Here is a 13,169-nt window from a genome sequence, read left to right on the forward strand (position 1 = left end):
GGGGAATAACTGTGCAAGTATTAACGGACCGTTTTGGTCGGGTACATGATTACATTCGAATTTCGGTTACAGATCGTTGTAATTTACGCTGTGTTTATTGTATGCCAGAAGAAGGGCTTAAATTCTTACCTCATGAAAAAGTGCTTTCCAAGGATGAAATTGTAGATTTTATGAAAATTATGGCGCAATTCGGAATGAAAAAAGTGCGGATTACGGGTGGGGAACCACTTCTTCGGACAGATATTGTTGAAATTGTCGAAGGAATCGCGAGTATTCCAGAAATAGAAGACATTGCTGTAACAACAAATGCTATGTATTTGGCTAAAAAAGCAGAAGCTTTAAAAAAAGCAGGACTTTCGCGAATTAATGTCAGCCTTGATTCTCTTCAGGCGGACCGTTTCAAGGAAATTACACGTGGTGGTCGTTTGCAAAAAGTGCTTGATGGGATTAAAAAAGCGGAGGAAGTAGGACTTTTCCCGATTAAACTAAACGTTGTCCTAATTAAAGGGCAAAATGATGATGAAATTATCGATTTTTTAAAGTTTACAAAGGATAAAGATATTAATATTCGGTTTATCGAGTATATGCCAATTGGTCATGCGGGAAATAGTTGGAAGAAGAAGTATTTGTCTTTAAATACCATTTTTGACAAGTGTAAAGAAGTTGGTTTTGAATATGAACCAGTTGATTCAGTTCGAGGGAATGGTCCTTCCGAGAATTACCGAATTAAAGGGGCGGTTGGAACGTTTGGGCTAATTCATCCAGTGAGTTCCCATTTTTGCGCCAACTGCAACCGACTACGTCTTACAGCAGATGGTTATATTAAAGCGTGTCTATACTGGGATGAGGAGCTTAATATTCGCCCGTACATTCAAAAAAATCCTGAAGAGTTAATTAAGATTATCCAGCAATCCATCGACAATAAACCAGAAAACCATGAAATGGCATTAAAACTTCAAGACGAAGTGACGTCGCATAAACCAACTTGGAGGCGCATGAGCCAAATTGGTGGATAAAGTAAAGTGTAGGGTGCTTTGACCCTACACTTTACTTATGTCTTTCTGCTAAAAGATGCCCCATCTCTGGTAAAATTAAATGTTTCATGCCCGTTTCGCAGGCGTTTTTTGAGCCAGGTAATGCAAAAAATAAAATATCATTATCTAAAAAGCCACTAAATGCCCGTGTTGCCATGGCTCTAGTCCCAATTTCTGCAAAACTAATTTGCCTGAAAAGTTCACCAAACCCAGGAATTTCCTGTTTAATTTCCGAGAAAAGTGCTTCAAAAGTGACATCGCGTTTTGCAAGCCCCGTCCCACCAGTTGAAATAATACAATGTATCGGCTCTTGTTTTAAAGAAGCCATGGCACGCTTAATTTCTGTTGCATCATCTGGGACAATAATTCGTTTAAAGACACGATGCGGGGTTACAGCTAAACTTTCTTCAATACAGGTACCGCTTAAATCTGTTTCCAGAGTGCGCGTGTCGCTGATGGTTAAAATGGCCACAGTCGAAACAAATGAATTGCTCGCATGCATGTAAAATCCTCCTTTAATTAAAAAAGTGATGATAAATTTTCCGTGCTACATTTAATTCGTCCGTACCGTGTACTAAAACACGACCGTTTTTAAAAACCGTAAGCTGATATGTTTCAAAATCAAAATAGAGTAGAAAATCATTATAGTGTACATCTAGTTGTTCACGTGTAAGTCGTTTTACAATGCTGTTAAAGTCAACCTGCTGTTTATTTTCTAGTTGAAATTGAACCGTATCACGCCCGCAAAGTACAACGGGCTGTGAGGAAAATGGCGTATGTTCTTGCCTATTTTTACCGCAAGATGGACAAGTTGGCAATTTTAAAACAGCCATTTTCTGTAACAAAAGTTGCCAGTTATCAATTTGATAAAACGTATTATATGTAAAGTGTTCATCAAGCATCATTTTAACGAGCAGTGAAACTTGTGACCCAGCAACAATCGGGATAAGCGCACCGTGCACACCAATTATATCGCAACTCGCTTCATTCGTTTGCGGCGTTTCTCCAATAAGGCAGGTGAGGCAGGCGGAGCTTTTGGAATCAATTGGCATAAGTCCTGCATAGGTCCCCGCACAAGACGTATAAATCCACGGAATCTCGTTTTTCCGGCACCAATCATTTAGAAAGCGCCGCGTTCCGAAATTATCCGTACAATCAAGTACATAACTGACATCCGTAAAAGGTGCGAGAGACTCTGCATTTGCATCATCTACAATAAAGTCCACTAAAACCTCATGATTCAATTGTTTTAAAGCTAAGGCAGCGGCGTACGCTTTAGGTAGCCTTGCTTTTGCATCAGCTTCCGTAAAAAGCGTTTGACGTTGCAAATTCGACAATTCGACAAAATCACGGTCGATTAAAATAAGTTTTTTAAAACCCATTCGCACCATCATCTCAGCCGCATAAGTTCCAATTGCGCCCACTCCGACAATAAGGACAGATGTTTCTCCTATTTTTTTTTGACCGTGTGTTCCAATTTCTTTTACTCGAACCTGTCTGTCATATCTGTTCATAGCAAAACCTCCTAAAAAAGATACATAAAAAATGCATCTTTTTTATCTTAACCTAACACATCAACATCTGGTGGAAGATAAGATGGATTATTTTTATTAATGTGGTCAAAAAACATAATGCCATTTAAATGGTCAATCTCGTGCTGCACAACAATTGCTGGATAATTTTTAAGACGTAGCTTAATTGGTGTCCCGTTTTCATCAAAAGCAGAAAGGGTAATGCGCTCGCTACGAACAACGTAACCAGGGACTTCACGGTCTACAGATAAACAACCTTCCCCACCAGCAAGGCATGCTTCTTGAACGGAATAACTTTTAATTTTTGGATTATATAAAACGTAGCTATATAATTTGTCATTTTCATCTTCAATATGAATAGCGATAATTCGTTTATTTACAGCGAGTTGTGGTGCAGCAAGACCAACGCCACCACGCAAACCATATTTTTCCGCTATTTCTTCATCTTGACTGTTTTTTAAGAAGGTTAACATTTCTCGACCTAGATCTTTTTCTTCATTCGAAAGGGGGAAAGTCACTTCTTTCGCTACTTCGCGCAAAGCTGGATGGCCCTCGCGAACAATATCTTTCATTAAAATCATTTCATCGACGCTCCTGTTCATTCATTACTATTCTTTATTTTATCAAATATATTTTAAAATGGGAATGGATTAAGAAAAGTAAATTATGTAGGTGCATAAAGACGAACGAATTAATTATTCATAGAAGAATAATTCGCTTTTAATACAGAATAAAAAAAATAATAGTTTGTGAAATCACAAACTATGAAATAGAAGAGTGGGAAAAAGCCTTATTGATGTGATAATAATAGTTTTATAATATTATATAACAGATTTTAAAATAAGATGTACTTTTTAGTACAGTAAGTATAAACGAATAATACCTTACATATAGCTAATGTAAGCGATAGAAAATCAGAGGTTGATTATATTGACTTCCTTGATTGAGTAGTGTAAATTAAAAGAGAAGATTGGTGTATTAATAAATTTTTGTTTTTTGATTAGGACAGTTTTTTTAAAAAAATGGGTTAATCAAGACAAAAAGTCATGGCCTGTTTGTGAGAAAACGTTTGATAATTCACAAACTCAGACGTTTGCAAATGTTTTGCAATGTGTGTCTGGGGAAAAAGAAAAGCAGCATCTAGGTCAGTGAACAAGTTTTAGAAGAAATATTCTAAGGGTAGCTACACATTTTTACATACAATAGAATGATTTCTTCTATTCATAATGCTCACGTTTTTATTAATACATAATCAGGTTTTATAGAAAATGAAGCTTCCAGATACTCTGAATGATGACGCATTCATTTTCTTCACTATTTTGTTAAACGAAAGGAAGAGATACGTAATGGCTTCTAAAGAAAAGAAGGCAGTAATTGATGTATTGCAACAATTTGATGCAGTTGCGAAACAATTTGAAATGGTTCAAATTTTAAATGAAAAAGGAGAAGTTGTAAATCCTGATTTAATGCCAGACTTAACAGATGAACAATTAGTTGAACTAATGACACGTATGGTTTGGACTCGTGTACTCGATCAACGTTCTATTTCGTTAAATCGTCAAGGCCGTTTAGGATTTTATGCACCAACAGCAGGACAAGAAGCTTCTCAACTTGCTAGTCATTTCGCGCTTGAAAAAACAGACTATGTATTACCAGGTTACCGTGATGTGCCACAACTTATTTGGCACGGATTGCCACTTACAAAAGCTTTCCTTTTCTCACGTGGACATTTTGTAGGGAATCAATTCCCAGAAGACTTAAAAGTATTGTCCCCGCAAATCATTATCGGCGCGCAAATCGTGCAAGCTGCGGGTGTTGCTTTAGGACTTAAAAAGCGTAAAAAAGATAACGTCGTAATCACATATACAGGTGATGGTGGTTCATCACAAGGTGACTTCTATGAAGGATTAAACTTTGCTGGTGCTTTCCATGCTCCTGCTATTTTCGTTGTTCAAAATAATATGTTCGCGATTTCAACACCACGCGAAAAACAATCTGCAGCACCGACACTTGCTCAAAAAGCAGTGGCAGCGGGAATCGTTGGTGTTCAAGTAGACGGTATGGATCCACTTGCTGTTTATGCCGTAACGAAATTTGCGCGTGAACGTGCTGTTGCTGGCGATGGCCCAACACTTATAGAAACAATGACTTATCGCTATGGTCCACATACACTCTCTGGTGATGATCCAACACGTTACCGTACAAAAGAACTAGACGGCGAATGGGAACTTAAAGATCCAATCGTTCGTTTCCGTACTTTCTTAGAAGGTAAAGGACTTTGGAACGAAGAAAAAGAAAATGAAGTTATTGACCGTGCAAAAGAAGAAATCAAAGAAGCAATTAAAGAAGCAGATGCGATTCCAAAACAAAAAGTATCTGATCTTCTTAAAAATATGTATGAAACACCAACAGCCAACGTGAAAGAACAATTGGCAATTTATGAAGCGAAGGAGTCGAAATAATCATGGCGCAAAAAACAATGATTCAAGCGATTACAGATGCGCTTGCAGTTGAACTTAAAAATGATGAAAACGTCTTAGTATTCGGTGAAGACGTTGGTAAAAATGGCGGGGTTTTCCGTGCAACTGAAGGGTTGCAAGCTGAATTTGGTGAAGACCGCGTATTTGATACGCCACTTGCAGAATCTGGTATCGGTGGTCTTTCAATTGGGCTAGCGCTTGAAGGTTACCGCCCAGTTCCTGAAATTCAATTCTTTGGTTTCGTATTTGAAGTGATGGACTCCGTTGTTGCACAAATGGCACGTATGCGTTACCGTACAGGCGGAACACGTACTGCACCAATTACAATTCGCGCACCATTTGGCGGCGGGGTACACACACCTGAACTTCATGCCGACAATTTGGAAGGCTTGATGGCACAATCTCCAGGGCTTAAAGTTGTTATTCCGTCCACACCTTATGACGCAAAAGGATTGCTTATTTCTGCAATTCGCGACAATGACCCAGTTATTTTCCTAGAACATATGAAATTATATCGTTCATTCCGTGAAGAAGTTCCAGAAGGTGAATATACTGTTGAAATTGGTAAAGCAGCGGTTCGCCGTGAAGGTACTGATGTTACAATCATCGCTTACGGAGCAATGGTACAAGAATCTTTAAAAGCTGCAGAAGCTTTGGAAAAAGAAGGCGTATCTGCAGAGGTAATTGATTTACGTACAATCAGCCCAATTGACACAGATACAATTGTTGCCTCTGTTAAAAAGACAAACCGTGTAGTCGTGGTTCAAGAAGCGCAAAAACAAGGTGGAGTAGCTGCAAATGTCATTGCTGAAATTAATGACCGCGCGATTCTTTCACTTGAAGCGCCAGTGATGCGTGTTACAGCGCCAGATAGCGTGTTCCCGTTCTCACAAGCAGAAACAGTTTGGTTACCAAATCATAATGATGTCGTAGAACGAGTTAAAGAAGTTTTAGCTTTCTAATTAAAGCGGCGTAATATTCTATAAAAGTTTGAATAAAAACAGGAGGCTTAATAGATAATGGCATATTCATTTAAATTACCGGATATTGGAGAAGGTATCCACGAAGGTGAAATCGTCAAATGGTTCGTAAAACCAGGCGATAAAATTGAAGAAGATGAATCTTTATTTGAAGTACAAAATGACAAATCTGTAGAAGAAATTACTTCCCCAGTATCAGGTACAGTAAAAGAAATTAAAGTAGCTGAAGGCGAAGTGGCAACAGTAGGTCAAGTGTTAATTACTTTTGACGGTGTGGAAGGTCACGAAGAGGACGCCGCTGAAGAGGTAAAAGAAGAAGCGAAAGCACCAGCTGCAGAAAATTCTAACGGAAACGGCGTTTTCGAATTCAAATTACCAGATATTGGAGAAGGTATCCATGAAGGCGAAATTGTCAAATGGTTCGTTAAATCTGGTGATAAAGTAGAAGAAGATCAAGCGATTTTTGAAGTACAGAACGATAAATCTGTAGAAGAAATCACTTCTCCAGTTGACGGTACAGTGAAAGATATTTTAATCGGAGAAGGTACAGTGGCAACAGTAGGACAAGTGTTAATTACGTTTACTGGTGATTTTGAAGGTGTTGCAGATCATTCCTCTACACCTGAAGCACCTGCTGAAACAGCTAAAGTAGAAGAAAAAGTAGCGACGGCTCCTGTAAGTGGCGGTAACGGAACACCATCTGCTGAAAAAGATCCAAATGGTCTTGTCATTGCGATGCCTTCTGTTCGTAAATATGCACGTGAAAAAGGCGTAGATATTCGTCTTGTTGCTGGAAGCGGCAAAAATAACCGTATCTTGAAACAAGATATTGAGGCTTACTTAAGTGGTGATGCACCAGCTAAACCAGCTACTGAAGCGGCAAAAGGAGCAACACCAGAAAAAGAAGTAGAAGCTAAGAAATCAACACCAAAACCAATCCCAGCAGCTTCTGAAGCATATCCAGAAACACGTGAAAAACTTACGCCAACTCGTCGTGCGATTGCAAAAGCAATGGTTAACTCGAAACATACAGCGCCACACGTTACTTTGATGGACGAAATCGAAGTTTCTGCTCTTATGGCGCATAGAAAACGTTTCAAAGAAGTAGCGGCTGAAAAAGGGATTAAACTTACATTCCTACCTTATATGGTAAAAGCCTTAGTTGCTACATTAAAAGAGTTCCCAGTATTAAACACGACGATGGATGATGCAACTGAAGAACTTATCTATAAACACTATTATAATGTTGGTATTGCCGCTGATACAGATCACGGTTTATATGTACCAGTAATTAAAAATGCAGACACAAAATCGATCTTCTCAATTTCAAATGAAATTAATGAGCTAGCTGGAAAAGCACGCGATGGCAAATTGACAGCTGACGAGATGCGCCATGGTTCTGCAACCATTTCGAATATCGGTTCTGCCGGTGGACAATGGTTCACCCCAGTTATCAACTATCCAGAAGTTGCCATTTTAGGTGTAGGACGAATTGCTGAAAAGGCAATTGTTAAGAATGGCGAAATTGTAGCCGCTCCAGTCCTTGCTTTATCCTTAAGCTTTGACCACCGTGTCATTGACGGCGCAACAGCTCAAAAAGCAATGAACAATATTAAACGTTTATTAAATGATCCAGAATTATTACTAATGGAGGCGTAAAATAATGGTTGTAGGAGATTTTCCAGAAGAAAGAGATACGATAGTTATTGGTGCAGGCCCTGGTGGATATGTGGCTGCAATTCGTGCAGCGCAACTTGGACAAAAAGTAACGATTATTGAAAAAGAATATTTCGGCGGTGTATGCTTGAACGTTGGTTGTATTCCTTCCAAAGCGTTAATTACAATCGGTCACCGTTTTAAAGAAGCAAGCCATTCTGACAATATGGGGATTACAACGAAAGATGTTAATCTTGATTTTACAAAAGCACAAGAATGGAAGGGCGGGGTTGTTAATAAATTAACAACAGGTGTCCGAGGTCTTCTTAAAAAGAATAAAGTTGAAATGTTAGAAGGGGAAGCATTTTTCGTTGATGAACATTCACTTCGTGTTATTCATCCAGATTCTGCTCAAACTTATACGTTCAACAATGTTATTATCGCAACAGGTTCACGCCCAATTGAAATCCCAGGTTTTAAATACGGCAAACGTGTATTAAGTTCAACAGGAGCACTTGCTTTACAAGAAGTGCCCAAAAAACTTGTTGTTATTGGCGGCGGTTATATTGGAACAGAACTTGGCGGAGCATTTGCGAATTTAGGTACTGAACTTACTATTTTAGAAGGTGGACCTGAAATTTTACCAACTTATGAAAAAGATATGGTATCGCTTGTTAAACGTAGCTTAAAGAGCAAAAATGTTGAAATCGTTACAAAAGCACTCGCTAAATCAGCGGAAGAAACTGAAAATGGCGTAAAAGTAACATACGAAGCAAATGGTGAAACAAATACAATCGAAGCAGATTATGTACTTGTAACAGTTGGTCGTCGTCCAAATACAGATGATATTGGTCTAGAACAGCTAGGTGTAAAAGTTTCTGAACGTGGATTAATCGAAGTGGATAAACAAGGACGTACAAACGTGCCGAATGTATTCGCAATCGGCGACATTGTTCCAGGCGTTCCTTTAGCGCATAAAGCAAGCTATGAAGCAAAAATTGCGGCTGAAGCTATTGCTGGGGAAAAATCTGAAAATGATTATACGGTGCTTCCAGCAGTTGTGTTTAGTGACCCTGAACTTGCGACTGTTGGGATGACAGAAAAAGAAGCGAAAGAAAAAGGAATTGATGTGAAAGCATCAAAATTCCCATTCGGCGGAAATGGCCGCGCGCTATCACTTGATGCACCTGAAGGTTTTGTACGTTTAGTGACGCGTAAAGAAGATGGACTTGTGCTTGGTGCCCAGGTTGCAGGAATGAATGCATCAGATATTATTTCTGAAATCGGTCTTGCAATTGAAACAGGCGTAACAGCAGAAGATATTGCCCTTACAATCCATGCGCATCCTTCACTTGGAGAGCTTACAATGGAAGCAGCAGAACTTGCTCTAGGGCGTCCAATTCATATTTAATAAAAAAATACGCTGTTTACAATTGTAAACAGCGTATTTTATATGTTAAAATTTACATGGCGTAGAAAAGAGAAAAATTTCACGAAAATATTTTAGAATTCAGGTGTGAAAATGAAAAAACATTGGCATATTCCGCATTCCGTTTTTATTTTACTTATGATTCTTGCAGGGCTTTGTACAGTGGATACATTTATTCAGTTTGGTGTAGGATTTATCCATCATATGCATGACACCGATGGCTATAAAGCCGTTTTGCGTATTCTTGCCACACCATTTACAAACCCAATCATAACCATTCCAATTGCAAGTGTCTTTGTGAGATATGTAATCGTGTTTATGTTAAATTTTGTAGTTCCAGCATTCTTTTTCGTCGGCATGCACTTTGCAAGAATCAGTTACAAAGAAAAACATCTAGAATCGCATAGTTACTCCGCATGATGATTTTGATTCTTAGAAATAAACGAGAGTAAGGTGAAGTGATGAAAAAAAGTTTGTTTTGGATAACTTATGTTATAGCGGGCATTTGTTTTCTATTAGCCATCGTAGCGTTTATCATTGGTTTTATTCAACATATGCATGATACAGGGGGATTTCAGGCAGTTTTTAAAATTTTAGAAACACCCATTACAGGCTTTATTAAACTAACAAATGGCTATATTCAAAAATCGATACTGGAAATTATCATTTTAATTTTTGTAAGTTACATCTTACCAGCTTATTTTATTGTAATGACAATTTTAATGAAGCGTAAAAGAGAGCGAGAATTTTAAAGGTGCTTAGGCATCTTTTTTTTGCAAACAATTTATTTCAAACTTTGAGAGTTGCGTGATAAAATGAATTTAGCAGGCTACAAGTTCCGAAACGGAGTATTCAACTTGTTCTCACATGTGGAACTTTGGGATTTTCCAAAAAGAAGGGGTGACAAAGAATGAATTATAGTTATCCGATTGATATGGACTGGACGAAAGAGGAAATTGCGACAGTTATTCATTATTTTGAATCGATTGAGAAAGCTTATGAGAAAGGTGTTAGTGCGACTGAACTGAAAGAAACATACCGCGCCTTTAAGAAGGTTGTCCCGTCTATTGGAGAAGAAAAGCGTCTTGGGCGCGAGTTTGAAGAAGTTAGCGGCTATTCGCCGTATCAAGTTATGCAAATGTTGAAAAATGCTACAACAAGTACGATTAAAATGAAACCATAACTAGGGGGAAAAGGAAAAAATGGATATTAGTCAAATTAAAGCTATTGAAGTAAAGCCTTCTGAGGGGATTCGCATCGCAAAATCACAAAATGCGAAAGTAAAAGTCATCTCATTTGTAAATTTGCGTTGTCCGTATTGTCGCAAATGGCATACTGAATCAAGAGAGGTATTGGAACGTTTTGTCCGTGATGGAAAAATTGAATTAGTCATTAAACCTTTTGATAAAGAAAAAGAAAAGCTTCAACCTGGTAACGTGACCCATCGCTATTTAAATTATGACACGCCGTTTGAAACATGGGAAACAATTGATACAATTTATGCTACACAAGATGAGTGGGGGAATTTACCACTCCATGAAGTAGCTTCTTATATGGAAAATCAGTTACATTTAAAAGAACAAGATAACAAAGAAGCTTCAGCTGCTATTATCGAAGAAGCGAATCGTGCGAATATTGTTTTTGTACCCACTGTCATTGTTGGAGAGCACATTTTCGATGAACATATTACACCAGAAGAGCTTGAAGAACTTTTAAATGCAGAATTTGCTAAAAAATAACATATTTGAATGGAAGTGAGAAGTGAAAAACTCACTTCTTTTTTTACTTTTAGAGGTAATTGATGTTGTGTGTATTTTCTGATAAAATGGAAGCATGACTATTTGTTCACAAAGAAGCAATTGGAGGGAGCAACATGATGGTATTTGGAGTGCCAATTGAGAATGTATATTATTACATATTAATTGTAGTAGGTATACTTATTATAATCGATCTATTATCGGCTTTAATCTTCTCAGTTAGTATCGTCAGCTTTGTTTTAGATTTATTACCCATTCCTGGATCGATTATTTTATACTTTTTAGCTGCGTTCTCATTAACCGGTTTTTTAGGTGAGAGGTATACTTCCTTATCAAGTGTAAATGTATTAATTGGCTCGGTAATTATAGGGTTAATTTTCTCAACCATTCTCTATTTTGGAATACTTTTACCACTTTCTAGAGCAAGCGATTCAATTGCTTATGAAACAAAGGATTTAGAAGGAAAAACAGGTGTTGTTATTACTTCTATTCCGAGTGACGGTTTTGGTGAAGTGCTAATTGAAATGAATGCAGGTAAAGTGGCAAAAGCGGCAAAGTCAAATGATAATAAACCAATCTCACTTGGAGAAACTGTACTTATTATTGATGCGGAAGATGCTTATATTTTAGTTTCGCCCTATTCCTCTTTCTTAAATTAAGGACAAATTAGTTACTACACAAAAGGGAGGCTGTAAAGTTTGAATATTTTAACTGGAGGAATTACATTAGTTTTAATCGTTGCAGTTGTTGTTTTAATTTTGTTTTTAATTGTGTTTGTAACCAAATACAAGACGGTCGGACCTGATGAAGCGTTAATCGTTTCTGGAAGTTATTTAGGACGGAAAAATGTATTTATTGATGAAGGCGGGAAAAAGGTGAAAATTGTTCGTGGTGGCGGAACATTCGTAATGCCTGTTTTTCAACAATCACGTCCGATTAGTTTGCTATCTAGTAAATTAGATGTCAGAACACCAGAAATTTATACGGAACAAGGCGTCCCCGTAATGGCAGATGGCACAGCAATTATTAAAATTGGTGGGTCTATCTCTGAAATTGCGACCGCTGCTGAACAATTTTTAGGTAAAACGAGTGAAGAGCGAGAAGCAGAAGCCATTGAAGTAGTCGAAGGGCACCTTCGTGCAATTTTAGGCTCCATGACGGTAGAAGAGATTTATAAAAATCGTGATAAGTTTTCGCAGGAAGTTCAAGGAGTGGCGGCACAAGATTTAGCTAAAATGGGTTTTATTATCGTTTCGTTTACGCTAAAAGAAGTACGTGATAATAATGGTTATTTGGATGCGCTAGGGAAACCACGTATTGCGCAAGTTAAACGAGATGCTGATGTTGCAGAAGCAGAAGCAAGCAAAGAAACACGTATGAAACGAGCGGAAGCAGAAAAAGAAGCAACGCGTTCTGAATTAGAGCGCAAAACAGAAATTGCTGAGGCTGAAAAGCAAAACCAATTGAAAGTTGCTGAATACCGCCGTGAGCAAGAAACGGCAAAAGCCAATGCTGACCAAGCATATGACTTAGAAAGTGCACGTGCGAAACAAGAAGTTATAGAACAACAAATGCAAATTCAGATTATTGAGCGCCAAAAACAAATTGAGTTAGAAGAACGTGAGATCCAGCGCCGTGAACGTCAATATGATGCAGAAGTAAAGAAAAAAGCAGATGCGGACCGCTATGCTGTTGAACAACAAGCGGCAGCTAGAAAAAGCCAAGAATATGCAGAAGCAGAGGCTGATCAATATCGTATTGAAACGAAAGCAAAAGCTGAAGCCGAACAAGTTCGTGTTCAAGGGATTGCTAAAGCTGAGGCGGAGCAAGCACAAGGTACAGCGGCAGCTGAAGTCATTAAATTACGCGGTTTAGCAGAAGCAGAGGCGAAACGGAAAGTCGCAGAAGCGTATGAATTGTATGGTCAAGCAGCAATGCTTGATATGATTGTTACAATGCTTCCAGAGTACGCGAAGCAAGTTGCGGCTCCAATGGGTAATATTGATACAATTACAGTTGTGGATACTGGAAGCGGCGGTAAAAATAGTGGTGCTAACAAAGTAAGTGGTTACGCTACGGATTTGATGACAACAGCACAAGAAAGCTTAAAAGCAACTACAGGACTTGATATTCGTGAGCTATTAGAGAACTTTTCTGGTAAAGGGAATGTGAAAAATAGTGTGGATGAGTTAACGAAAACGATTAAATCAGATAAGTGATTAAAATCATGAGTCTTTTGCTTGTTTTTAGAATACAAAAGGATGGCCAGAGGGCCATCCTTTTGTTTGTAATCTAATATGA

General features: G+C 38.2%; 14 protein-coding genes. 11 read left to right on the forward strand and 3 right to left on the reverse strand.

Annotated features, from left to right (window positions below; translation table 11 throughout):
- Positions 1-11 precede the first annotated feature (11 nt).
- A complete protein-coding gene (moaA, locus tag R8923_RS04225) occupies positions 12-1,016 on the forward strand; it encodes a GTP 3',8-cyclase MoaA (RefSeq protein ID WP_485871510.1) in 1,005 nt (334 codons plus the stop codon).
- 31 nt (positions 1,017-1,047) lie between these two features.
- On the opposite strand, the gene R8923_RS04230 is transcribed toward moaA, so the two are convergent.
- The 3 genes from R8923_RS04230 to def are packed head-to-tail and all read right to left on the reverse strand — an operon-like array spanning position 1,048 to position 3,147.
- Entirely contained in the window at positions 1,048-1,536 is a 489-nt protein-coding gene (locus R8923_RS04230; RefSeq protein WP_485871511.1) for a MogA/MoaB family molybdenum cofactor biosynthesis protein, read from the reverse strand.
- Positions 1,537-1,549: 13 nt separating this feature from the next.
- Positions 1,550-2,548, reverse strand: a complete 999-nt coding sequence (locus R8923_RS04235) for a ThiF family adenylyltransferase (RefSeq protein ID WP_485871512.1) — start codon at positions 2,546-2,548, stop codon at positions 1,550-1,552.
- A 47-nt stretch (positions 2,549-2,595) separates the two neighbouring features.
- Positions 2,596-3,147, reverse strand: coding sequence for a peptide deformylase (gene def, locus R8923_RS04240; protein WP_485871513.1), 552 nt, complete (start codon positions 3,145-3,147; stop codon positions 2,596-2,598).
- A gap of 765 nt (positions 3,148-3,912) precedes the next feature.
- Between def and pdhA the strand changes: the two genes are divergently transcribed.
- The 10 genes from pdhA to floT all read left to right on the forward strand — a co-directional run bounded on the left by pdhA (position 3,913) and on the right by floT (position 13,087).
- Positions 3,913-5,028, forward strand: coding sequence for a pyruvate dehydrogenase (acetyl-transferring) E1 component subunit alpha (pdhA, locus tag R8923_RS04245; RefSeq protein WP_485871514.1), 1,116 nt, complete (start codon positions 3,913-3,915; stop codon positions 5,026-5,028).
- 2 nt (positions 5,029-5,030) lie between these two features.
- Positions 5,031-6,008, forward strand: coding sequence for an alpha-ketoacid dehydrogenase subunit beta (locus R8923_RS04250; RefSeq protein ID WP_485871515.1), 978 nt, complete (start codon positions 5,031-5,033; stop codon positions 6,006-6,008).
- 57 nt (positions 6,009-6,065) lie between these two features.
- Complete coding sequence (locus tag R8923_RS04255; RefSeq protein ID WP_485871516.1) at positions 6,066-7,685, forward strand: dihydrolipoyllysine-residue acetyltransferase; 1,620 nt, start codon at positions 6,066-6,068, stop codon at positions 7,683-7,685.
- 4 nt (positions 7,686-7,689) lie between these two features.
- Entirely contained in the window at positions 7,690-9,093 is a 1,404-nt protein-coding gene (gene lpdA / locus R8923_RS04260; protein WP_485871517.1) for a dihydrolipoyl dehydrogenase, read from the forward strand.
- A gap of 111 nt (positions 9,094-9,204) precedes the next feature.
- The gene (locus R8923_RS04265) at positions 9,205-9,531 is read left to right on the forward strand and encodes a hypothetical protein (protein WP_485871518.1); all 327 of its coding nucleotides are present in this window, start codon (positions 9,205-9,207) and stop codon (positions 9,529-9,531) included.
- Positions 9,532-9,572: 41 nt separating this feature from the next.
- Positions 9,573-9,863, forward strand: a complete 291-nt coding sequence (locus R8923_RS04270) for a hypothetical protein (RefSeq protein ID WP_485871638.1) — start codon at positions 9,573-9,575, stop codon at positions 9,861-9,863.
- Between the two features lie 158 nt (positions 9,864-10,021).
- On the forward strand, positions 10,022-10,294 hold the full coding sequence (locus R8923_RS04275) for a UPF0223 family protein (RefSeq protein ID WP_485871519.1): 273 nt from the start codon (positions 10,022-10,024) through the stop codon (positions 10,292-10,294).
- A 19-nt stretch (positions 10,295-10,313) separates the two neighbouring features.
- Entirely contained in the window at positions 10,314-10,850 is a 537-nt protein-coding gene (locus tag R8923_RS04280; protein ID WP_485871520.1) for a DsbA family protein, read from the forward strand.
- A 134-nt stretch (positions 10,851-10,984) separates the two neighbouring features.
- Positions 10,985-11,527, forward strand: a complete 543-nt coding sequence (locus tag R8923_RS04285; protein ID WP_485871521.1) for an NfeD family membrane protein — start codon at positions 10,985-10,987, stop codon at positions 11,525-11,527.
- 60 nt (positions 11,528-11,587) lie between these two features.
- Positions 11,588-13,087, forward strand: coding sequence for a flotillin lipid rafts scaffold protein FloT (gene floT / locus R8923_RS04290; RefSeq protein ID WP_485871639.1), 1,500 nt, complete (start codon positions 11,588-11,590; stop codon positions 13,085-13,087).
- Positions 13,088-13,169 lie beyond the last annotated feature (82 nt).

It is taken from the genome of Listeria tempestatis (genome assembly GCF_963575625.1).
GTDB lineage: Bacteria > Bacillota > Bacilli > Lactobacillales > Listeriaceae > Listeria > Listeria tempestatis.